The organism is Bradyrhizobium sp. I71 (assembly GCF_022354745.1).
Lineage (GTDB): Bacteria > Pseudomonadota > Alphaproteobacteria > Rhizobiales > Xanthobacteraceae > Bradyrhizobium > Bradyrhizobium liaoningense.
Window position 1 is genome coordinate 7291624 of the sequence record NZ_CP059398.1, and the last position, 23062, is coordinate 7314685.

The 23062-nt window shown below is 65.4% G+C and carries 17 protein-coding genes and 1 pseudogene; 10 read left to right on the forward strand and 8 right to left on the reverse strand.

All coding sequences use genetic code 11. From position 1 onward, the window contains the following. The first annotated feature begins 35 nt into the window (after positions 1 to 35). Both FJV43_RS34640 and FJV43_RS34645 read left to right on the forward strand, forming a co-directional pair. The gene (locus FJV43_RS34640; protein ID WP_239623405.1) at positions 36 to 914 is read left to right on the forward strand and encodes a DUF6502 family protein; all 879 of its coding nucleotides are present in this window, start codon (positions 36 to 38) and stop codon (positions 912 to 914) included. Further along, complete coding sequence (locus FJV43_RS34645) at positions 911 to 2110, forward strand: DUF5666 domain-containing protein (protein WP_239623406.1); 1200 nt, start codon at positions 911 to 913, stop codon at positions 2108 to 2110. The genes FJV43_RS34640 and FJV43_RS34645 overlap by 4 nt, the downstream gene beginning before the upstream one ends. Before the next feature lie 32 nt (positions 2111 to 2142). Here FJV43_RS34645 and FJV43_RS34650 read toward each other — a convergent pair whose 3' ends face one another. Beyond that, positions 2143 to 3498 carry a M23 family metallopeptidase gene (locus FJV43_RS34650; protein WP_239623407.1) on the reverse strand — a complete coding sequence of 452 codons (1356 nt, stop codon included), beginning with the start codon at positions 3496 to 3498 and terminating at the stop codon, positions 2143 to 2145. A gap of 111 nt (positions 3499 to 3609) precedes the next feature. Continuing rightward, positions 3610 to 4299 carry a peroxiredoxin gene (locus FJV43_RS34655; RefSeq protein ID WP_239623408.1) on the reverse strand — a complete coding sequence of 230 codons (690 nt, stop codon included), beginning with the start codon at positions 4297 to 4299 and terminating at the stop codon, positions 3610 to 3612. 195 nt (positions 4300 to 4494) lie between these two features. Here FJV43_RS34655 and FJV43_RS34660 point away from each other — a divergent pair, with 195 nt between their 5' ends. After that, positions 4495 to 8304: a DUF3971 domain-containing protein gene (locus FJV43_RS34660; protein ID WP_239623409.1), complete on the forward strand. Its 3810-nt coding sequence runs from the start codon at positions 4495 to 4497 to the stop codon at positions 8302 to 8304. A 196-nt stretch (positions 8305 to 8500) separates the two neighbouring features. On the opposite strand, the gene FJV43_RS34665 is transcribed toward FJV43_RS34660, so the two are convergent. The 4 genes from FJV43_RS34665 to tyrS all read right to left on the reverse strand — a co-directional run bounded on the left by FJV43_RS34665 (position 8501) and on the right by tyrS (position 13782). Continuing rightward, entirely contained in the window at positions 8501 to 10195 is a 1695-nt protein-coding gene (locus tag FJV43_RS34665) for a methyl-accepting chemotaxis protein (protein WP_239623410.1), read from the reverse strand. A 364-nt stretch (positions 10196 to 10559) separates the two neighbouring features. Further along, positions 10560 to 10994 carry a DoxX family protein gene (locus tag FJV43_RS34670; RefSeq protein WP_061880351.1) on the reverse strand — a complete coding sequence of 145 codons (435 nt, stop codon included), beginning with the start codon at positions 10992 to 10994 and terminating at the stop codon, positions 10560 to 10562. A gap of 218 nt (positions 10995 to 11212) precedes the next feature. Beyond that, complete coding sequence (locus FJV43_RS34675) at positions 11213 to 12472, reverse strand: MFS transporter (RefSeq protein ID WP_239623411.1); 1260 nt, start codon at positions 12470 to 12472, stop codon at positions 11213 to 11215. 56 nt (positions 12473 to 12528) lie between these two features. After that, on the reverse strand, positions 12529 to 13782 hold the full coding sequence (gene tyrS, locus FJV43_RS34680) for a tyrosine--tRNA ligase (protein WP_239623412.1): 1254 nt from the start codon (positions 13780 to 13782) through the stop codon (positions 12529 to 12531). Between the two features lie 165 nt (positions 13783 to 13947). Between tyrS and FJV43_RS34685 the strand changes: the two genes are divergently transcribed. From FJV43_RS34685 to FJV43_RS34695, 3 genes and pseudogenes are all read left to right on the forward strand, one after another. Beyond that, the gene (locus FJV43_RS34685; RefSeq protein ID WP_239623413.1) at positions 13948 to 15048 is read left to right on the forward strand and encodes an anhydro-N-acetylmuramic acid kinase; all 1101 of its coding nucleotides are present in this window, start codon (positions 13948 to 13950) and stop codon (positions 15046 to 15048) included. Positions 15049 to 15146: 98 nt separating this feature from the next. Further along, a pseudogene (locus FJV43_RS34690) lies at positions 15147 to 15824 on the forward strand (glutathione S-transferase family protein). A 7-nt stretch (positions 15825 to 15831) separates the two neighbouring features. Beyond that, positions 15832 to 16155 (forward strand): multidrug efflux SMR transporter, encoded by a 324-nt coding sequence (locus FJV43_RS34695; RefSeq protein ID WP_239623414.1) that lies wholly within the window; start codon positions 15832 to 15834, stop codon positions 16153 to 16155. A 10-nt stretch (positions 16156 to 16165) separates the two neighbouring features. Here FJV43_RS34695 and FJV43_RS34700 read toward each other — a convergent pair whose 3' ends face one another. Both FJV43_RS34700 and FJV43_RS34705 read right to left on the reverse strand, forming a co-directional pair. Next, positions 16166 to 16813 (reverse strand): alpha/beta hydrolase, encoded by a 648-nt coding sequence (locus FJV43_RS34700; RefSeq protein ID WP_024337874.1) that lies wholly within the window; start codon positions 16811 to 16813, stop codon positions 16166 to 16168. 337 nt (positions 16814 to 17150) lie between these two features. Next, positions 17151 to 18002: a LytTR family DNA-binding domain-containing protein gene (locus FJV43_RS34705; protein ID WP_239623415.1), complete on the reverse strand. Its 852-nt coding sequence runs from the start codon at positions 18000 to 18002 to the stop codon at positions 17151 to 17153. Positions 18003 to 18184: 182 nt separating this feature from the next. Between FJV43_RS34705 and FJV43_RS34710 the strand changes: the two genes are divergently transcribed. From FJV43_RS34710 to sufC, 4 genes are all read left to right on the forward strand, one after another. Further along, the gene (locus tag FJV43_RS34710; protein ID WP_239623416.1) at positions 18185 to 19378 is read left to right on the forward strand and encodes an acyltransferase family protein; all 1194 of its coding nucleotides are present in this window, start codon (positions 18185 to 18187) and stop codon (positions 19376 to 19378) included. 48 nt (positions 19379 to 19426) lie between these two features. Further along, positions 19427 to 20566: a cysteine desulfurase family protein gene (locus FJV43_RS34715; RefSeq protein ID WP_239623417.1), complete on the forward strand. Its 1140-nt coding sequence runs from the start codon at positions 19427 to 19429 to the stop codon at positions 20564 to 20566. 113 nt (positions 20567 to 20679) lie between these two features. Continuing rightward, the gene (gene sufB, locus FJV43_RS34720; protein WP_239623418.1) at positions 20680 to 22176 is read left to right on the forward strand and encodes a Fe-S cluster assembly protein SufB; all 1497 of its coding nucleotides are present in this window, start codon (positions 20680 to 20682) and stop codon (positions 22174 to 22176) included. A 132-nt stretch (positions 22177 to 22308) separates the two neighbouring features. Beyond that, complete coding sequence (gene sufC / locus FJV43_RS34725) at positions 22309 to 23058, forward strand: Fe-S cluster assembly ATPase SufC (RefSeq protein ID WP_239623419.1); 750 nt, start codon at positions 22309 to 22311, stop codon at positions 23056 to 23058. Positions 23059 to 23062 lie beyond the last annotated feature (4 nt).

Here is a 23062-nt window from a genome sequence, read left to right on the forward strand (position 1 = left end):
TTGTGTCCCACGTGTGGCATTGGTACAATTCAGACATGAATGCCAAGTCCGGGTCCAAAGCAGCGGCACCGCAGCCGAATGCCGCCGCGAAGCTGCACGCGCCGCTGGCGCGGCTGCTGCGCCCGCTCGTGCGGCTCTGCATCCGAAGCGGAATGACCTTTCCGGCATTGGCGCAGCTGCTTCGCGAGCTGTTCGTCAACGTCGCCGAGCACGATTTCGCGCTGGAAGGAAAGGAGCAGACCGACAGCCGGGTCAGCCTGCTCACCGGCATCCATCGCAAGGAAGTGGCGCGGCTGCGCGGCGCCGGCGCGCCCGTGCACGAGGCGCCGGCGGCAGTGTCGCTGACCAGCGCGGTGATCGCGCGCTGGCTCGCCGCGCCCGAGTTCACCGATGCCAGGGGCGAGCCGCTCGCTTTGCCGCGCACGGCCGAGGGCGATGCGCCCTCGTTCGAGCAGCTCGTCGCCTCGGTCACCAAGGACGTACGCCCACGCGCGGTGCTCGACGAGTGGATCGACCGCAAGCTCGTCACCATCAACGAGTCCGACGAGATCGAGCTGGTCGAGGCCGCTTTCGTGCCGAGCGGCGAGGACGACGGCAAATGGCATTATCTCGGCCGCAATCTGCACGACCATATCGCGGCCGCCGCGGAAAACGTCTCCGGGCCCGCGCCACGCTTCCTCGAGCGCGCGGTGCACTACAACAACATCTCGCCGAAGCTGGCGCGGCGGCTCGAAGCGCGCTCGCGCGAGCTCGCCATGGACGCGCTGAAGACCGCCAACCGCGAGGCCAACCGCGCGCTCGCCAAGGACAAGGGCGGCAATGCCCGCTGGAATTTCGGCATCTACATCTACAACGAAGGTGCCGACGAGGAGGGTGAAGCGAAGGCGCGCGGCAAAGAAGGTGGTCCTTCATGAGCCGGCCGCCGTTCATCTCCCGTCGCGTGCTGCTGGCTGGATTCTGGCTCGCCGGCACGGCTATCGCCCGTGCACAGGTCAAGCGCGGCACCGATCAGGGCATCGGTGGCACCGGGATCACGCGCGGTGATGATCACGGCATCGGCGGCACCGGCATCGTCGGCGTGATCCAGCGTTTCGGCAGCATCTACGTCAACGGCGAGCGCATCACTTACGCGAGCGACGTGCCGGTCCGGATCGACGGGGAGGCGGCCAGCCCCAGGGCGCTGCGTATCGGTCAACTCGCGCGCGTGGTTGCGATCCGTCAGGCCGACGGCACGCTCGTCACGCGCAACATCACGATCGCGAGCGAGGTCTCCGGTCCGATTGAGCAGGTGAAGGGCAACGAGCTGACCGTGCTCGGCCAGAAGATCTTGGCCGGTGACAAGGCGAGCAAGCTCCGCATGGGTACGCAAGTCGCCGTCTACGGCTTGCGCCGGACTGACGGGGTCATCGTCGCAAGCCTGGTCGAGCCGCGGCGCAATGTCGTCGCACGCGTAACGGGACTGGTCGAGGGCGGGCCGGACGGCCTGCGAATCGGCGGATTGAAGCTGAGCGGTGTCGATCCCCGGCTGGTCGGCCAGCGGGTCCAGATCGAGGGAAGCGCGAGCCACGGGGCGATGCAGGCGGCGCGCACGCGGATCGACGATTTTTCGGATCTCGTCGGCGCCAGCCGCCTGTCGATCGAGGCCTATGTGCAGCGGGCGGGTTCGAACCTCCAGCTCGGCTCCGGGCTCATTGCCCTTGACGGCTCGCGCTTCGGCCCAGCCGCCGGTGAAGCGCGCATGGTGATCAATGGCGTCTTCGACAGGTCGCGCGGGCTTCAGCTCGATTCGGCGCAGGCGGTTGGGCAATTCCCGGGATCGCCGGGGCAGGCGCCCGGCGGAGCGGGGCATCCCGGGCGCTCGCCGGGTGGCTCGATCCTGCATCCAAATCGCGGCACCCCCCCTGGCGGCGGCCAGCCCGGTGCACCGGGCGCGCCTGCGCCAGGAGCGGGGCCCGGTGCGCCGTCCGGCTCTGCGCCGACAGGACCGAGCGGCCCGTCAGGGCCCGGCGGCCCGGGCGCGCCCGGCGGGCCCATGGGACCCGGTGGTGGAATGGGTGGTGGTGGCGGCGGCTTCGGCGGCCCCGGAGGCGGAATGGGTGGCCGGCGCTGAAGGCCGCTTACGGGACGGAGAGAAGCGCGGGACTAACCCGCGCTGAGACGCACGCCGGCGCGCAGGAATTTCTGCGGGTCGACCGCTTCGCCCTCGATGCGGGTCTCGTAATGCAGATGCGGACCGGTGGAGCGACCGGTCGAGCCGACGAGGCCGACGACCTGGCCGATCTTCACGATCTCGCCGACCCTGACATTGATCTCGGAGAGATGGCCGTAGCGGGTCGATAGCCCGTTGCCGTGGTCGACCTCGACCATGCGGCCATAGCCGCCGGACCAGCCCGCCGAGACCACCTTGCCGTTGGCGGTGACGCGAACGGGATCGCCGGAGGCGGCGCGGAAGTCGAGCCCGGTATGCATCGCGGGCCGCCCGAGGAAAGGATCGCTGCGCACGCCGAAGCCGGAGGTGAACTCGACCTCGCCGATGACGGGCTTGCGATAGGGCACCAGCGCCAGCGTGCGGTTGAGACGGTCCATCTCGGCGCGCGTGGTGTTGATGCGATAGAGCTGCTTCTCGAACGGTCCGGCATTGGCCGTCAACTTGACGGGGACGAAAGGCCCGCCCATCGCGGTGCGCGGCACGGCGGCTTCGAGACTGGCGAGTTTCAGGCCGAGATCGCTGACCACGCCGCGCATGCGGCGCATGCGCGAATCCATGCTTTCCTCAACGGCGTTGAGCGCCGCCATCTGGCGCCGCTCGACCTGATCGAGCGAGTTCGTGAGCCGGGCCAGCACATTGTCGAAGCCGTGGTTCTTGGCGAACTGGCTGGTCGGCGGCGCCGCGACGGTCGGAGCGCGCGATTCGAGGCGCGCTTCGCGGTCCGCCGGCGCCACGAAGATGACGGTGTCGCTGATCGGCGACGGCTTCGGCGTGGCCTGGCTAGGATCGCCGCGCTGCGGGGTGGAGCGGGGAATCGAGCCAGTCACGTCGGGCATGGCGCCGAGCGCCGTGGCCCGGGACTCCAGCGCCGTTTGGCGCTTCATGATCTGGTCGAGCTTCTGGTCGAACTGTTCCTGGTCGAGCAATTGGCGGCTGGTGGCGCGGTCGACCTTGGCGCGCAGCTCGGCGATGCGGTCCTCATAGGCATATTGCATCTCGGCCTGGCGGGCGATCAGCCGGGTCAGGACGTCGTCACGGAACGCAAAGTAGGTGGCCGTTGCTGCCGACCACAGCCCGAGCAGTACCACGGTGCCGACCACGATCCAGAATACCACAGGGCCAAAGCGGACCTGCTTGCCGGCATGGACGATGGTGTAGGCGTCGTCGGCGGCGGGCAGGGGAATCGCGGTTACCGCCGCCGGTGCGGCCGGACGGCGGTGGAGGACGCGTCCGTGGTCATGAGGATGATGCTGGGGGTACTGCGAATATTGGGCAGAACTTTTCGACATCGGCACTCCCGCGCCGGTCGGATGAGTCCGTACGGCCCTAATTGCCGCAGCAATCTGGGCCGGTCATGGTTAATTTTATGGAAACGGGAACGGGCGAATTCGAAGGACTGGTTAAAGGCTTCTTGCCGCTTCCAGCACCGCGTCGGCATGCCCGTCGACCCGGACATTGCGCCAGATCCTGGCCACTTTGCCGTCGGCCCCGACCAGGATCGTGGTGCGAAGAATTCCCAGGAAGCTTTTGCCATACATGGATTTTTGGCCCCAGGCGCCATAGGTCTCCAGCATCTCATGTTTCTCATCCGAGATGAGGGGCACGCCGAGCTTGTGCTTGTCGCGGAATTTCTCCTGGGCCTTTAACGGATCGGCGGAGATGCCGAGCACGGCCGTGCCCGCGGCGGAGAAGGCGCCGGCCAGGCGGGTGAAGTCGATCGCCTCGCGGGTGCAGCCGGGCGTGTCGGCCCGGGGATAGAAGAACAGGACGAGCTTTCGCCCGGCATAGTCCGCCAGCGTAACCACGTCGCCGCCGTCGCGGGGCAGGCGGAAGGCGGGGGCCTTCTGGCCCTCAACCAGGCCGGACTTCGCCTGAGCGGGCGGGGAGGCCGCTTTGGATGAATTTAACTGTTCCGATGCGGCCTTATGTGATCCTGCTTTTGCTACGGTCCCGGTTGATTTGCCTGCCGGTGTCCGCTGTGTTTTCGCGGACTTTGCTTGAGTCGATGCCCGCGTTTTTGCGGTCTTCTTTTTGGCGGTCGAACTGCCGGAGGACGTTTTGGACGATTTCTTTCGGGATTTCTTGGACATACGCCTTCCTTTCGACGCTTTCGGCGGGTCAATCGAAGCGGTATTGCAGCCCTCGTCCGGCGTGCCGGAATCGCGCCCTCGGCTGGGCAAGTCTGACGACGCCGGAGTATGGTTACAAGGAATTCCACCGACCACCCCACTGCTCGTTGAACGCGCTCCCGGGGCGAAATGACGAACAGCAGGAATATACGAGGTATGGCGGCAGTGCCGGCCCAGGGAGCATCACGTCCCGCGGCCGGCTGCGGTCCCGGCGGCGCTCAATCCTACGACGGGCGCCTGTATCGAGAAGCAATGGCAAGGAATACGTCGCCCCAGGACTACAACCGGGATTTCGATCGGCGCGGCGGCCAACATGAGCCGCAGGAATGGGACGACGCCGACTGGGATCCGGATCAGGAAGCGGCGGCGGGCCATCGCGCGCGGCGGCTGCTGGCGCGTTCCGGTTCGGGCTTCCATCGCTTCGGTGGCGGATTCGGCGGTTTGCGCCGCTGGCTGGGTGGTGGTCGCTGGCTGAAGCGCAGCGCGGTGGTTCTCGGCACCCTGCTCGTCATCTTCGTCGGCTGTTTCGGCGCGCTGTGGTGGCGGCTCGGCGCCGGTCCCATCAATCTGGACATCGCAACGCCATGGCTGGCAGCCGCGATCGAGGACAATATCGGCCACGGCAACACGGTTGAGATCGGCGGCACCCAGATCGAGCGCGCCGGGCGGGTCCGCATCGCCGTCCGCATCCGAGACATCATCGTTCGCGACCGCGATCACGCCATCGTCGCCAGCGCGCCGAAGGCCGAGGTGAAGCTGTCGGGTGCGGGTCTCCTGATGGGGCACCTGCGCGCCGAAAGCCTCAATCTCGTCGATGCCGAGCTCGCGATCCGCATCGCGCCCGATGGCACCGTCACCGTGTCGGCCGGCGACACCGCGAAGCCGCTGGCGACCGGCGTCGCGTCCAAGAAGGACGCCGGCCTGCCGCCGACATTCCCGCGTGGCGGTGTCCCGCCGCCGCCATTCGCGACCGCGCCCGCGAGCCCGGAGGTGTCGCAAGCCGCCCCGCAGGCGACAGCGCAGAGCGGCATCCTCCAGGGCCTCGACTGGCTCGACAGTCTGAGCATGACCGGCCTCGACGGTCAGAACCTCAATGAGATCGGTCTCAAGAACGGCAACCTGGTCGTCGACGATCAGCAGCGCGGCAGCAAATGGTCGTTTGAGAACATCACGCTCAGCCTGCGCCGGCCGAGCCGCGGCGGCGTCGCGCTCAGCCTCGGCGAGGAGGGCGCGCGCCCGTGGATGCTGCGCGCCACGATCGGTCCCGCCGAGAACGGCGTCCGCTCCATCGACATCAAGGCCGACAAGGTCTCGACTTCCAACATCCTGTTGGCGCTGCGGGTGAAGGACTTCACCTACACCGCCGACCTGCCGCTGACCGGCGAACTCAAGGGCGAGCTCGGCCGCGACGGCGTGCCGACCTTCTTCCGCGGCAAGATCGCCGTCGGCGCCGGCAACATCATCGACACCGACACGCCCGACTATCCGATGGCCATCGACTCGGCCGAGATCAATGTCGAGTGGGACGCCAATCGGCGCGTGCTGGTCGCTCCGTTCAAGATTCTCTCCGGCGCGAACCGCCTGACGCTGCTGGCTCATCTCGAGCCGCCCAACGGCACCACCAACGACTGGCAGCTCGGCTTCAGCGGCGGTTCGATTCTGCTCGGCGGCATCGACAACGAGCCGCCGCTCGTCTTCAACCGCATTGCGATCGGACTCCGCTTCGACACGGATCACAAGCGCCTCTTGCTGACGCAGGCCGACATCAGCAATGGCGAGATCGGCGTCGCCGGCACCGGTGCCATCGACTATTCCGGCGAGCCGCGGCTGACGCTGGGCTTTGCGGGAACGCCGATGTCGGCCTCAGCCCTGAAGCGGATGTGGCCGACGCTGGTCGTCCCCGAACTGCGCGAATGGGTGATCGAGCGGATCGAGCGCGGGACGCTCCAGCGCATCGAGATCGGCATCAACTCGCCGACGAAGAACCTCCCGCGCAGGGGCCCGCCGATTCCGGACGACGGCCTGTCGGTCAACATCGTGGCGAGCGGTGTCACGGTCCGCCCCGTGGACGGCATGCCCGTGGTGCGCGATGCCGATTTGAAGGCGCGCGTGACCGGGCGCACTGCGACTGTGAACATCGGGCAGGGCGTTGCGGATACGCCTTCGGGGCGCAAGGTCACGATCTCCGACTTCGTCTTCGAGGTGCCCGATATGGCGCCCAAGCCGTCGCCGTCGCGGAGCAGGTTCCGGGTCGATGGCCCGGTGCCTGCGGCCGCCGAAATGCTCGCCAATGATCGGCTGAGCGATCTGTCGTCGACAGTCGTCGATCCCAACACCAGCAAGGGAACGTTCTCGGCGAACATCCAGCTCGGAATGCCGGTCAAGGGCGAGCTGACCAAGGCCGACACCACCTATGCCGTCACCGCCGACCTCAACGGCTTTGCCGCCGAGAAGCTGGTGATGAACCAGAAGCTGGAGGCCAACAACCTCAAGATATCAGCCAATAACCAGGGCTATCAGGTCAAGGGCGACGTCAAGATCAACGGCCAGGCGGCCTCGCTCGATTATCGCAAGCCGGCCGAGGGCGACGCGGACGTCCGACTGCAGGCGACGCTGGACGATGCCAGCCGCGCGCGCCTGGGATTCGATCTGAGCCCCGCCGTCAGCGGATCGTTGCCGATCAAGCTCTCGGGCAAGATCGCAAGTGGCACGGATCAGACGACCAAGCTCGGCGTCGAGGCCGACCTGACCTCGGTCAAGCTCGACAACATCCTTCCCGGCTGGGTAAAGCTGCCGGGCAAATCCGCCAAGGCCAGCTTCAAGGTGGTGCCGACGGCGCAATCGACGCGTTTCGAGGACATCGTCATCGACGGTGCCGGAGCCTCGATCAAGGGCTCGCTCGAGGTCGACGCGAACGGCGATCTCATGAACGCGAACTTCCCGACCTATGCGCCGTCCGACGGCGACAAGGCGTCGCTCAAAGTCGAGCGCAGCCAGGACGGCGTGGTGCGCGGCACCGTGCGCGGCGACGTGTTCGACGGCCGCGGTTTCCTGAAGTCGGCGATCTCAGGCAATTCCAAGGACGACGGCAAGAGCAAGCTGAAGAACGTCGATTTCGACATCGACGTGAAGCTCGGCGCCGTCGCCGGGTTCAACGGCGAGGCCATGCGCAGCGTCGATGCCAAGATGTCGAAACGCAGCGGCGCCGTCAAAGCCTTCACGCTGAGCGGCAAGATTGGCCGCGACACGCCGGTGGCAGCCGATCTGCGCGGCGGCCGCGCGCAGGGCAGCCGCGAGGTGATCTATCTGCAGACCAACGATGCCGGCGCGCTGCTGCGCTTCACCGACACCTACACCAAGGCGGTCGGCGGCCAGATGGTGGTGGCGATGGAGCCGCCGACCTCCGAGCCGAACACCGCGCGCGAGGGCCTGATCAATGTGCGCGACTTCACGGTGAAGGGCGAGGCGCAGCTCGAACGCGTTGCCGCCGGCGCGCCCAACGGCACCGGGAATGGCGTCTCTTTCAGCGCGCTTCGCGCCGAGTTCACGCGGCAGAACGGCGCGCTCACGGTCCGCGACGGCGTGGTCAAGGGACCGATGATCGGTGCCACCATCGAGGGCTCGATCGACTATCCCGGCAACCAGGTGTGCATGAGCGGCACCTTCGTGCCGATGTATGGCGTCAACAACATCTTCGGCCAGATCCCGTTGTTCGGCATCTTCCTCGGCGGCGGCAACAACGAGGGACTGATCGGCGTGACCTACGAGGTCGTCGGCACCCCGGCGGCCCCGGTGATGCGGGTCAATCCGATCTCGGCGATGGCGCCCGGCCTGTTCCGGAAGATCTTCGAGTTCAACACCGGCAAGCAGAACTCGCCGTTCGACGAATTCCCGTCGCAGTCCAACGACGGCTCGACGGGATCGACGCGCCAGCTGTCGAGCGGTTGCAGCCTCGCGCGGCGATAAACGCCCACATTCCCAAGTGCTCGTCATGCCCGGGCTTGTCCCGCCTGCGCGGCCGAAGCCGCTTCGGCGCGGCGAAGGCCCGGGCATCCACGTTCTTCGTGCGGCGCGGCCAAAAACGTGGATGGCCGGGACAAGCCCGGCCATGACGAATGTGGCGACGCTTTCGCGCTAAACGTCTCGAGTCGGGGGTGGCGCGTTAGGCGGCGCGCACGCCGGCCAGGAACGTGCCGACTTCGCCGGAGAGCTGCTCGGCCTGCTTGGAGAGGTTCGAGGCAGCGGCGAGCACCATGCCGGCGGCGTTGCCGGTCTCGTTGGCGGCAGTGGAGACGACGCCGATATTGGTGGTGACCTCCTTGGTCGCCTCCGCCGTCTGCGAGACGCTGCGGGCGATCTCGGCCGTGGCGGCGCCTTGCTCCTCGATGGCGGCGCCGATCGAGGTCGCGATGCGGCTGACCTCCTCGATGGTGGCGGTGATGCCGCCGATCGCATCCACCGCTTCCTTGGTCGCGCCCTGGATCTGGGCGATCTTGTCGCCGATCTCGCGGGTGGCTTCCGCAGTCTGGCTCGCCAGCGACTTCACCTCGGAGGCGACGACCGCAAAGCCGCGGCCGGCTTCACCGGCGCGGGCCGCCTCGATGGTGGCGTTGAGCGCGAGCAGATTGGTCTGTGCCGCGATGCTGGAGATCAGCTCGGCGACGTGCTCGATCTGCTGGGCGCCGTCGGACAATGCGCGCACGATGGTGTCGGTGCGGCGGGCGCTGTCCACGGCACGGCCGGTGACCTCGGCGGATTGCGCGACCTGACGGCTGATCTCGGTGATGGAGGAGGAGAGCTCCTCGGCGGCGGCCGCGACGGTCTGGACGCGCTGGCTGGCCTCGGTGGCGGCGGAGCCGACCACGGAGGCGCGGCGGTTGGTGCCCTCGGCGGTCGAGGACATCGACTTGGCGGTGGCTTCGAGCTCACCGGAGCCGGAGGCCATCAGGCCGACGAGCTGGCCGACGGAGGCATCGAAGCGGTCGGCAAGCGCGATCAGGGCCTCGCGCTTCTCCTGTTCGGTGCGCGTCTTGGTGGCGGCCTGTTCGGCCTCCAGCGCGCGCGCCGTCAATGCCGTCTGGCGCAGGATTTCGAGAGTCTCGGCCATGCGGCCGATCTCGTCGCCGCGATCGGTCTCTTCGACCGGCTTGTCGATGGCGCCTTCGGAGATCTCCTGCATGCGATTCTTCTGGCGGTCGAGCGCGCCGAGCACGTCGCGGGCGATCAGCCAGGACAGCGTCGCCATCAGCAGCATCAGGCCGATGCCGATCGCGCCGAGCTGCAGCGTCAGCGCGCGCACGTCGGCGTCGATGTCGTCGACATAGAGGCCATAGCTGATGGTCACGTTCCAGGGCGCGAATTTGCGTGCGAACACGGTCTTGCGGACCGGCTCGGTCTGGCCGGGACGGGGATAGAGATAGGAGGTCACGCCGCCCTGCGCGGTCTCGTTGCCGGCCTTGATGATGGCGTCGGCGATCAGCACGCCGTTGGAATCCTTGGCGCCGGTGATCTTGCCTTCGAGCTGCTGATTGGCGCCGTTCACGACCAGGGAGGAGTCCTGATTATAGACCACCGGATAGCCCTGGTTGCCGTTGAAGTTCATGCGGCGGCCGCGCTGGTGGAACAGGGTCTTGGCCTCGGCTTGCGTGAGCTTGCCGGCGGTGACTTCGTCCTGGAGCGATTGGGCGTAGTTGAAGAGGAGCTCCACTGCGGTCCGCATCTGCTGGACGCGGTCCTCCACCATGCGGCTCTTGCTGAGCACGGCCGATACGCCGATGATGGCCGTGACTGTGAGAGCCGCAAGGCAGACCATGCTGGCAAGCTTGGTGCGGATCTTCAAATGGCTCAGCAGCTTCATCACAGCCCCTACGGAATGATTGTTATTGCTCGCATCGGTAGCATGAAGTTCTTACCAAACGTGAACATGCGCGCGCAGAACCGCGCCGCGCGAAAGCTGCGGTGCAATCGTATGCGCAAGCCTGCAACCGAAGCGACGACAGGCGTCGGTGCAGGCCAATCCGGATGCCGGAGAGAATTGGTTTTTCGCTTTGGCGGTCAGCCTGCCTCGCAGGAGCGCTCATGAATCGGTTCGGTCACCGAATCATCATGTCCGTGCTGCTCGTGGCGGTCCTCGTTCTCATCTGGAACGTGCTGGGGACGCGCTGACCGGCACCGGCAGATCCGCCGGTGCCGTCTTACTTTCAGGTTAACCGCGAAGCGCGTCAGCGTCGCGCATAGGCGCCGCCAGCGTCGCTCTCCTTGCCCATCGCGGCATCGACGCTCACGGAGCCGCCGCCGGCCGCCGAGAGATAGAGACAGGCGAAGCAGAACAGGATCGCGGCGGTGCCGCCGTTCAGCAGCGGCAGGAGCACCGGCGTCTCGCCCTTGAACATGTGGCCCATGAAGTAGGCGAAGGCCATTTCACCCGAGAGGATGAACGCGGTGAGCCGCGTGAACAGGCCGAGGATCAGGAGCGCGCCGAGCACGAGCTCGATCGCGCCGGCCGTCCAGATCAGCGGCGGAATGTTGGCGAAGTAGGGAAGCACCGGAAACTTGAACAGCTTGGCGACGCCGTACTGGAACAGTAACAGGCCGGTGACGAAGCGAAACAGGCTCAGCAGAACCGGTTGAAAGCGAGTGAGATAAGGAAAGTCCATTGGTTTGCCCTCCATCCAATGCTGCGACTTGGACCGTATTCAGTTTCGTCTCGCAAGCCACCTACGATCAATTCCGCGCTGACATTTTTGTCATGTCGGACAAAACACCGCAGGCCCGGCATTTCAGCCGCGCGCGATCCGCTTTTTTTGCGTGTTCGCCTCGGGCTCGTAGGTAATATCCCGGTGACGCCAAGGGATGCAGGTTACGTCGGGGAGACCTACTCCCGCAAGGCGGGGACGACCAGGAATGGAATCATTCCGAGGATGACGCTCGCAAGTGCGAAGACCAGCAGGAGATTGTAGCCGTGCGTTGCGTCGTGAATCAGACCGCCGCTCCATGAGCCGAAGGCCGAGCCCAAGCCGCTGCCGATCGAGATCGTGCCGAAGATGGTGCCGACGCGCTTGCCGCGAAAGATCTTCATCGCGGTGGCGGTGATCAGCGGCCCGCGGGAGCCCATCATGCTGCCGAAGCAGACGACGAAACCGGTGAGCAGGATGACGTTCGGATAGTACTGCAGCAGCCAGAGCAGAACGATGCCGAGGATCGAGATCGCGTAGCTGAGCAGCACCGACGGCCGGCGTCCGATCAGTCCGTCGAGCGCGGAGACGCCGAGCATGCCGAACACCAGCACGACGCCAGAGAAGCCCCAGGCGGTCGCAGCCTGGAGCGGCGGGAAGCCGGCGTCGATCAGATAAGCGACGATCTGCGCGGCGATCGCATACATGCCGACCGCGGTGAAGAAGAAGGTCGAGAACAGCGCCCAGAAGGCATGGTGGCGCATCGCGCTCGCCAGTGTCCAGCCGTTGTCGATGAAATCAGGGTCGCTTCTCTTGGCGATATGCGGCGAGCCGGCCGAAAACATCCGCCAGGGCAGGAGCAGCAGCGGCACCAGCAGCGCGAGCGCGGCAAGGCCATAGACCTGGTAGGTCTCGCGCCAGCCGAGATGATCGATCAGAAGCTGCGAGGCCGGCAGCAGCGCCAGCACGCCGCCGCCCATCGCCGAATAGACCACCGCCATGGCGGTCGGCAGCCGTGGTCCGAACCAGCGGCCGAGCAGGATCGAGCTCGGCACGTTGCCGATGAAGGCAACGCCGATACCGACGCAGATGCCGATCGAGAGCTGGAACTGCCACAGCGCTTGGGCCCGGCTTGCAATCAGGAAGGCTGAGCCGAGCAAGAACAGCCCGAGCGCATAGACCATGCGCGGTCCAGCATGATCGAACAGGCGCCCGACCAGCGGTGCGGTCAGTCCGCTGATCAGCCAGGTCAGAGAATAGATCGAGACGACCTGCGCGCGGTCCCAGCCGAAGTTCTCGGAGATCGGCTTCAAGAAGACGGTGAAGCTCTCGCTGAGCCCGCGGCCCAGAACAGCCAGGGTAAAACAAAGGCAGAGCACCACGAGGGCGGTGCGCACCGCCTCGCGCTTGGTGCTGCCGGCTTGTTCCTTGCGCGTTTCCCTGGGCGTGTTCTGGTCCATTGCCGTCAGGGAGCGCGCATCCGCGCACCCTGACAAGCAGCGAAAAGCTCATACGCCTATGCAGGCTTGATCAGGATGTGCTTCTTCTTGCCGAAGGACAGCTTGATCACGCCTTCCGGCGTCAGATTGGCCGCAGAGAGCGCCATCTTCTCGTCGGTGACGGGCGCGTCGTTCACACGCAGGCCGCCACCTTTGATCTGCCGCCGTGCCTCGCCGTTGGAGGCAACGAGGCCCGCCTTGACGAAGGCGGCGAGCACGCCGAAGCCGGCGTCGAGTTCGCCGCGCGGAATTTCCACGGTCGGCAGGCTCTCGGCGAGGGCGCCTTCTTCAAAGGTGCGTCGCGCGGTTTCGGCCGCTTCGTTTGCGGCATCGCGGCCGTGCAGCAGCGCGGTCGCTTCGGTGGCGAGCACCTTCTTGGCCTCGTTGATCTCCGAGCCGCCAAGCGCTTCGAGCTTCTTGATCTCGGCGATCGGCAGCGTCGTGAACAGCTTCAGGAACTTGCCGACGTCGGCGTCCTCGGTGTTGCGCCAGTACTGCCAGAAATCATAGGGCGAGAACTGGTCGGCATTGAGCCACACCGCGCCTTGCGCGGTCTTGCCCATCTTGGCGCCCGACGCTGTCGTCAGCAGCGGCGTCGTCAGCGCGAACAGCTGGTGGGTGCCCATGCGGCGGCCGAGATCGACGCCCATGATGATGTTGCCCCACTGGTCCGAGCCGCCCATCTGGAGGCGGCAACCGGTGCGCTTGGCCAGCTCGACGAAGTCGTAGGCCTGGCAGACCATGTAGTTGAATTCGATGAAGCTCATCTCCTGCTCGCGCTCGAGACGCAGCCGCACGGAGTCCATGGTCAGCATGCGGTTGACTGAGAAGTGCCGGCCGACGTCGCGCAGCATCTCGATCCAGTTCAGCCTGGTCAGCCACTCCGCATTGTCGAGCATGATGGCGTCGCTCTTGCCCTCGCCATAACGCAGCACCTTTGCGAACACGCCGCGGATCGATTCCTTGTTGGCCTCGATCTCGGCGACGGTGCGCATCGCGCGCGTCTCGTCCTTGCCGGAGGGGTCCCCCACCATGGTGGTGCCGCCGCCCATCAGCGTGATCGGCTTGTTGCCGGACTGCTGGAGCCAGTGCAGCATCATCATGGTCAGGTAGTTGCCGATGTGCAGCGAGCGGGCGGTGCAATCGTAGCCGACATAGGCGATGGCCTCGCCCTTGGCGGCGAGCGCATCCAGCCCCTCGAAATCGGAGCACTGGTGGATGAATCCTCGTTCCTGCAGGATATTGAGGAAATCCGATTTAAATGCAGTCATCTGTCGGCGTGCCTGACAATTCTTGGTTTACTGTTTTGGGGGCAATTTAAGGGTCTTCCGCGGGAACCCGATGACCGCCCGCCACCTGGCGCGTTGGCATTATAAGATGTGTCCCTCTGGCACAAGATCGGCAGGCCAGGGCGGGTCTCTTGAGGACGCTGATCCATGATGTTGACGGCACTCGGTCTGATGAGCGGCACCTCGCTGGACGGGGTGGATGTCGCGCTGATCGAAACCGACGGAAAACAGGTGAAGGCGTTCGGGCCGACCGGCTACCGGGCCTACAGCCCGGCCGAGCGCAACCTGCTGCGCCAGGCGCTGAGCGAGGCCGTGCATCTGCAGCAACGCGACGCCCGCCCGGGCATTCTGGCCGATGCCGAGCGTGCGGTGACGCGGGCCCATGCCGAGGCTGTCACTGCCTTCCTCGCCCAGAATCGCATGAGGCCGGAGGATATCGACATCGTCGGCTTCCATGGCCAGACCGTGCTGCACCGGCCCGAGAAGCGGCTGACGGTGCAGATCGGCGATGGGCCGGCACTGGCCAGGGCGATCCATATTCCCGTCATGTATGATTTCCGCGCGGCCGACGTCGAGGCCGGCGGGCAGGGTGCGCCTTTCGTGCCGGTCTACCACCGGGCGCTGGTCCAATCGCTGCAGCGCGAGGGGCCGATCGTCGTGGTCAATATCGGCGGCGTTTCCAACGTTACCTATATTGACGGCGAGGCGTTGATTGCCTGCGACACGGGGCCGGGCAATGCGCTGCTGGACGATTTCATGTACCGCACCATGAACCAGGCGTTCGATGCGGAAGGCAAATTCGCAGCGCTCGGCAAGGTGGATGAAGCCTGGATTGCGCGGGCGCTGGAGCTGCCGTTCTTTGCGCTGCCGCCGCCGAAATCGCTCGACCGCAACGATTTTGCCGCCCTGAAGCTCGGCGACGTCGCGCCGGCCGACGGTGCCGCGACACTGACTGCCTTCACCGCGGCGGCGATCGCCCGGGTCATTCCGCTGGTGCCGCGGCGGCCACGGAGCTGGATCGTCTGCGGCGGCGGTGCCCGCAACCTGACCATGCTGCGGATGCTGCGGGAGCGGGTGGGCTCGGCAACCGTCGAGGCCGCCGAGACGCTCGGCTGGGCCTCCGATGCCATCGAGGCGCAGGCCTTCGGTTTCCTCGCTGTGCGCGGTTTGAAGGGCCTGCCATTGTCTTATCCAGCGACCACGGGCGTACCCATGCCGATGACGGGCGGGGTCATGGCGCGGCCCTGAGATCGCGGCCGATTAATGCGGGTGCATTGATCTTGACGAGTTAATGCAAGTGCATCTATATTAAATGCAGTTGCATATAACCGCCCGGGATCATCGCCATGGCGACTTCGCTCAAACTGATCAGCCACAAGCTTTGTCCCTACGTGCAGCGCGCCGTGATCGCGCTCAAGGAAAAGGGCGTGCTGTTCGAGCGGATCGACATCGATCTCGCCAGCAAGCCCGACTGGTTTCTGAAGCTCTCGCCGCTCGGCAAGGTGCCGGTGCTGGGGGTGACGACCGACAGGGGCGAGGTCGCGCTGTTCGAGAGCAACGTGATCTGCGAGTACATCGAGGAGACGCAAGGCGGCGCGAAGCTGCATCCGGCGGATGCGTTGAAGCGTGCCGAACACCGCGCCTGGATGGAGTTCGGCTCGGCGATCCTTGGCGACCTCTGGGGCCTGGAAACCACGACCGATCCGGCGACCTTCGAGAACAAGCGTCAGGCGCTCGTCGCGAAGTTTGCGCGCGTCGAGGCCGCGCTCGGCACTGGTCCCTTCTTTGCCGGCGACGCGTTCAGTCTCGTCGACGCCGTGTTCGCGCCGATCTTCCGCTACTTCGATCTGTTCGACGAATTGACTGAGCATGGCATCTTCCGCGATGTGCCGAAGGTCCGTGCGTGGCGCGCCTAGCTCGCGAAACGTCCGAGTGTGCGCAGCGCCGTCGGCGCGGACTATCCGCAATTGCTGCGCGCCTTCCTCGTGCGGCACGACGCGCATCTGCTCAAGCTTGCGGCCTGAGCGCGCCATGTCGCCGTCGTTGGCTTGGGCTATGCTCGTGCTCGCCGGCCTGCTCGACGTCGGCTGGGCGATCACGATGAAATATGCGGAAGGCTACACGCGGCCGGGCTGGAGCATTGCGTCGCTCGTGCTGCTCGCCGCCTTCGTGTTTCTGCTCGGACGCGCGCTGAAGGTGCTCGAGGTCGGCGTCGCCTACTCGGTGTGGACCGGTATCGGTGCCGCCGGCACCTTCCTGATGGGCGTGGTGTTGTTCGGCGAGACCTTGAGCGCGATGAAGCTTGCGGGCATCGCGCTCGTCTTGACGGGGATCGTCGCGCTCAAGCTGGCTTGAGCTGCACCCTTCACCGCACGTTGGCGAGACGCATGTCGAGATAGGCCGTGATGGTCTCCATCAGCGGCTCGAGCTTGGCGTCGAAGAAATGGTTGGCGCCGGGGATGATCTGCTGATCGATCACGATGCCCTTCTGCGTCTTCAGCTTCTCGACCAGCGTGTTGACGTCCTTGGGCGGCACCACCGCGTCCTTCTCGCCGTGCACGATCAGGCCCGACGACGGGCAGGGCGCGAGGAACGAGAAGTCGTAGAGGTTCGCGGGCGGCGCGATCGAGATGAAGCCCTCGACCTCGGGGCGGCGCATCAGGAGCTGCATGCCGATCCAGGCGCCGAAGGAGAAGCCGGCGACCCAGCAGGCGCGCGCTTCGGGATTGATGGTCTGCGCCCAGTCGAGCGCGGCGGCTGCATCCGACAGTTCGCCGGTGCCGTGGTCGAACGAACCCTGGCTGCGGCCGACGCCGCGGAAATTGAAGCGCAGCACCGAGAAGCCGCGATGCGCGAAGGCGTAGTAGCACTGGTACACGATCTGATGGTTCATCGTGCCGTGGAACTGCGGATGCGGATGCAGGATCATCGCGATCGGCGCGTTCTTCTGCTTGGCCGGGTGATAGCGGCCTTCGAGACGGCCCGCAGGGCCGGTAAAAATGACTTCAGGCATGGATGTCTCTGATTGAGTCCCTTGGAGGTGATCCCTGCGCAATCAACCGACTGTGGCTCCATCAGCGTTGCGGCCGACGGGAGCACGAATGAGGGTGGAGAGGCGCGCCCTCGGATGATGCGCGAGTGGCGCGCAGGTGAACTGACGCGCGCGTTCTAACACGAGGCAAGGGTCAAAAAGCAAGCTTCTTCGACATCTCTCAATGGGCTCAAGAGCTTAGTCAGTCATGGCAGCGTCATCTTCGGCCTGCCGCCCCTGATCGGGACCTGCCCGAGTTCAACGGGAGAACGGCAGGAGCCGGCCGCGCTGCCGGAGGGCGGCGCTCAACCAATTGGAATCACGACTGTTTCGCCGGTCGATCGGCAGTGGTGATTCCCGCCGGGGCGGTTCGGCTTCCGAGCGAGGCGACCGCCGGTCGGTAACGTCGGCTGCCCCCGAGCGACTGGCCGTTGTCGAAGGCGAGCTCGAAATCTCCTGATGGCTTGAGGTCCACGCCGCGCACCCGGTCGAGATTGGCAAGCCTGGTCCGATGAACGCGGATGATGGAAAATCGCGCCAGCTCGCTTTCCGCGGCCGCCAGCGTACCCCGGATCAGGTGCTGGGTGCCGTCGGCGAGGCTGTATTCGATGTAGTTGCCGGCGGACGCGACCCAGAGGATGTCGTGCGGCACCACGCGAAGGCGGCTCGTACCGTCGCGCAGCCAGATCACATCCGGCGATGAAGCCTGTTGGGGGGGCGGTGGTGCCGGCGGAGCGGCCGCGGCGCTCTTCAGCTCGCGGCGGCTTTCGAACAGCCAGATCGTGCCGGCGATCAGGACAACCGCCACGGCATCCTTGCGGAATTCGTAAAGGACCGTCGCAAGCGAGAAACGGAAATCGTAGGCTCCTCCGGCGAGCCAGAGCGCAAGCTTCCGCACCCAGACCATGCCGCTGATGTGGAGCGCCGAAAAGCCGAGCAGGGTGATCGCCCCGATTGCTGCGCGGGCGGCAAGGCCGCGCGTCTGGCGCATGCGGCGGACCGCCAGCACCAGGATCGGCAGCAGCAGCAGGATGACGGCAATGCTCGACATCTCCCAGAACAGCCGCCGGCCGATGTCGTAGCGGTCGCCGCGCCAGGCGGCGTCCTGAGCGCCCGAAAACGCGTTGACGATTCCGGTCGCGAGCGCGACCGCCGCAATCGCGGCGAACATCGTCCGGTCGCCGCCGCTGGTCCCAAAAAGCCCGCGACTCGTCCCAGCCGCGGGCGGCTCGTCCCCCCGCGTCCGATTCTGATCCCAAACCGGCTCGACGCGCGCCGCCGGTGGAGCATTTTCGGTGTCAGCAGCCATGGCCCGGAAACCGCGTTCGTCGTCCCGTCAAGGAGCAGAATACCATGACAACACCACAGCAATTCCAAAGCTCTGACAGGCGCATCGATCTGGACTGGGTGCGGATTTTAGCCTTTGGGCTGCTGATCTTCTACCACGTCGGCATGCTCTACGTGTCCTGGGGATTTCACATCAAGAGCGTGCACCGGCTCACCTGGCTGGAACCCGTGATGCTGTTCCTCAACCCCTGGCGGCTGTCGCTGCTGTTTCTGGTGTCCGGGGTTGCCACACGCTTCATGCTGGACAAGTCGAGTCTCGCCTCGATGGCCGGTGCGCGGTCGGTGCGGCTCTTGATCCCGCTGGTCTTCGGCATGCTCATCATCGTGCCGCCGCAGTCCTACCTCCAGATCGTCGAGAGCCTCGGCTATTCCGCGGGCTTTTTCGATTTCTACGCCCGGCACTATTTTGCCTTCGGGGCGCAGTTCTGTCCGAACCCCTGCATCGTGTTGCCGACCTGGAACCATCTCTGGTTCGTGGTCTATCTGTGGGTCTACACGATGGCCTTGCTGGGCGTGCTCACGCTTTGGCCGGCCGGCGCCGACTGGCTTGGCCGCAAGCTGGCCGTCTTGCTCGCCGGGCCATCGCTCCTGATCGTGCCGTGCCTGCTGTTTGTAGCCTGGCGTCTGGTGCTGTTCCCGGCCTTCCCGTCGACGCATGCGTTGTTCGGTGACTGGTACAACCACGCGGACCACGCCACGGCCTTCCTGATCGGTTTTCTCATGGCGAAGCAGGAAGGGATCTGGCGCAATGTCGAGGCCCGGCGCTGGGTGGCATTGGTGGCTGCGGCCGTCTGCTTCTCGGCCTTCATCCTGGTTCGCGCCGGTCTGTTTGCGCCATCGCCGGCGCTGAAGTGGGGCGCCGCCTCGGCCTATGGTGGCTACCAATGGCTCGCGATTGCAGCCGTGCTGGGCTTTGCGCGGCGCTACTTCACAGCCGACGGCCCCGTGCGTCGCTATCTGACCGACGCGATCTTCCCGTACTACATCGTGCATCAGACCGCGATCATCGTGATCGCGCATCAACTGCATGACACCGGTATGCCAGCCGGGATGGAGGCGTTCATCGTCATCATTGGGACCGCACTCACATGTGTGACGACCTATGAAATCGTCCGACGCATCGCCTGCCTGCGGCCGCTGTTCGGATTGCGGGCGGTGCCGCGGACGGTTCTCAGGACGGAGCAGCACCAGCTGGTCTGATACGCTCCGTCCGGTTGGCCCGCCGGTAAAAGGTGCTAAGAGGGCGAGATGCCGACACGTCTCTATCTCGACTGGAATGCGACCACGCCGCTGCGCCCCGAGGCGCGGGCGGCGATGGTTGCGGCCTATGACCTCGTCGGCAATCCGTCATCGGTCCATGCCGAGGGGCGGGAGGCGCGACGGCTGGTCGAGGAGGCGCGGGCCGCGCTCGCGGCCGCGGTCGGCGCGCTGCCGCGGAACGTCGTCTTCACCTCAGCTGGAACCGAGGCCAATGCGCTGGCGCTCTCGCCGGGTTTGCGGGGGCCCTCTGGCGGCCCCGTCGAGCGGCTGCTGGTTTCGGCGGTTGAGCATGCTTCGGTGCTGGCCGGCGGCCGGTTCCCGGCGGACAGGATCGGCCTGATCCGTGTCACGCGCTCCGGCGTGGTCGACCTCGCGGATTTGAAGGCACAGCTCGAGGACGGCCCGCCAGCTCTGGTTTCAATCATGGGCGCCAATAACGAGACCGGCGCGCTCCAGCCCGTCGCTGAGGCCGCAAGCATCGTCCACGGGGCCGGCGGCCTCTTGCACGTCGATGCAATCCAGGCGCTGGGTAAAATCCATTTCAATATCAATAAGGTAGGCGCAGACCTTGCCACCTTTTCTGCGCACAAGATCGGCGGCCCCAAGGGGGTCGGCGCATTGGTGATGACCGAGGGGATAGTCGGCCTGGAGCCGGTGCTGCGCGGCGGCGGGCAGGAGCTCAACCGTCGGGCCGGAACCGAGAATGTCGCGGGGATCGCCGGCTGCGGGGCGGCGGTGAAAGCCGCGCTTCAGGCTCTGCCGGAGGATGTGAAGCGAATGGCAACTCTCAGAGATCGCTTGGAAAATGGCCTTCGCGGTGTTGCCGGAGCGACGGTCTTTGCGGATGACGTGGAGCGGATACCGAATACCGTGCTCTTCACCGCGCCGGGCCTGAAGGCCGAAACCGCCGTGATCGGCTTCGACCTGGAGGGGATCGCGGTCTCCTCCGGCTCCGCCTGCTCGTCCGGCAAGGTCCAGCCGTCCCACGTCCTGTCCGCCATGGGCTACGACCCCGCGGTCGCCCAGGGAGCGGTGCGCCTCAGTCTGGGCTGGTCCACGGAACCTGAGGACATCAACAGGGCGTTAGAGGCTTGGCGAAAGCTTGGTAATACCCTACTTAAGAGCTAAGCGACGAAACACGGCTCGAACGGTTCTAAGCCCGTGCTTTCCGCAGAGAAATATCGTAATACTCGACCGAGTTTGATCCACCGCGGTCCTTGAAACCGCGAGCGGAGGATGGAATGCCAGCCGTACAAGAGACGGTCGAGCGCGTGAAGCGCATCGACGTCGACCAGTATCGTTATGGGTTTGAGACCCTGATCGAGTCCGACAAGGCCCCCAAGGGTCTGTCGGAAGAAACCGTCAAGTTCATCTCCGAGAAGAAGAACGAGCCCGCCTGGATGCTCCAGTGGCGGCTGGAAGCCTATCGGCGCTGGCTGACCATGCAGGAGCCGACCTGGGCTAGGGTCGATTATCCCAAGATCGACTTCCAGGACCTCTATTATTACGCGGCGCCGAAGCCGAAGAAGACGGTGTCCTCGCTCGACGAGATCGATCCGGAGATCCTGAAGACCTACGAGAAGCTCGGCATCCCCTTGCGGGAAGTCGCCATGCTCGAAGGCGTCGAGCCCAAGCCCGGCGAAGAGGATCCGGCCCGCCGCAAGATCGCGGTCGACGCGGTGTTCGATTCGGTTTCGGTCGCGACCACGTTCAAGGCCGAGCTGAAGAAGGCCGGCGTGATCTTCATGCCGATCTCGGAGGCGATCCGCGAGCACCCTGAACTCGTGCAGAAATATCTCGGCTCCGTGGTTCCGACCTCGGACAATTTCTACGCGACGCTGAACTCGGCGGTGTTCTCCGACGGCTCGTTCGTCTACGTGCCGCCGGGCGTGCGCTGCCCGATGGAGCTGTCGACCTATTTCCGCATCAACGAGCGCAACACCGGCCAGTTCGAGCGCACGCTGATCATCGCCGACAAGGGCGCCTACGTTTCCTATCTCGAAGGCTGCACCGCGCCGCAGCGCGACGAGAACCAGCTGCACGCCGCCGTGGTCGAGCTGGTCGCCCATGACGATGCCGAGATCAAATATTCGACGGTGCAGAACTGGTATCCGGGCAATTCGGAAGGCAAGGGCGGCATCTACAATTTCGTCACCAAGCGTGGCGACTGCCGCGGCAACAATTCCAAGATCTCCTGGACCCAGGTCGAGACCGGGTCTGCGATCACCTGGAAATATCCGAGCTGCATCCTGCGCGGCGACAATTCGCGCGGCGAGTTCTACTCGATCGCGATCTCGAACGGCTATCAGCAGGTCGATAGCGGCACCAAGATGATCCATCTCGGCAAGAACACGACGAGCCGGATCATCTCCAAGGGCATCGCCGCCGGCAAGTCGCAGAACACCTATCGCGGCCTCGTCACGGCGCACCGCAAGGCGACCGGCGCGCGCAACTTCACGGCCTGCGATTCGCTGCTGATCGGCGACAAATGCGGCGCGCACACTGTGCCGTACATCGAGGCCAAGAACTCGTCGGCGACGTTCGAGCACGAGGCGACGACGTCCAAGATCTCCGAGGACGTGCTGTTTTACTGCATCCAGCGCGGGCTCAGCCAGGAAGAGGCCGTCGGCCTCGTGGTCAACGGCTTCGTCAAGGACGTGCTGCAGCAGCTGCCGATGGAGTTCGCGGTAGAGGCGCAGAAGCTGATCTCGATCTCGCTCGAAGGGTCGGTCGGCTAGCTCCGGCCTCATCCTGAGGAGGCCGCGTCAGCGGCCGTCTCGAAGGATGGATTTCGGAAAGAATAGTGGCCTCAATCCTCCGAGACGCGCCTTTGGCGCTCCTCAGGATGAGGGGATAGATGGAAAAACATTATGGCTTTGCTTGAAGTGAAAGACCTCAAGGTTCGTGTCGAGGAGCGTGAGATCCTCCACGGGCTGACGCTGACCGTGAACGAGGGCGAGGTGCACGCGATCATGGGGCCGAACGGCTCCGGCAAGTCGACACTCTCGCACGTCATCGCCGGCAAGCCCGGTTATGAGGTCACCGACGGCCAGATCCTGTTCAAGGGCGAGGACCTCCTGGAGATGGCGCCGGACGAGCGCGCCGCGAAGGGCGTGTTCCTGGCGTTTCAGTATCCGGTCGAGATTCCCGGCGTCGCCACAATGACGTTTCTGCGCACCGCGCTCAACGCGCAGCGCAAGGCACGCGGCGAGAGCGAGTATTCCACGCCTGATTTCCTGAAGAAGGTCCGTGAAGTCTCGAAGTCGCTGAACATCCCGCAGGACATGCTCAAGCGCGGGGTCAATGTCGGATTCTCCGGCGGCGAGAAGAAGCGCAACGAGGTGCTGCAGATGGCGCTGTTCGAGCCGAGCCTGTGCATCCTCGATGAGATGGATTCCGGCCTCGACATCGACGCGCTGCGCATTGCGGCCGACGGCGTCAATGCGCTGCGCTCGCCGAAGCGCGCGATGGTCGTGATTACCCACTATCAGCGGCTGCTGAACTACATCGTGCCCGACGTCGTGCACGTGATGTCGAGAGGCCGCGTCGTGAAGAGCGGCGGCAAGGAGCTGGCGCTGGAACTGGAAGCGTCCGGTTACGCCCAGTTCGAGGCCGCGTAAGGAT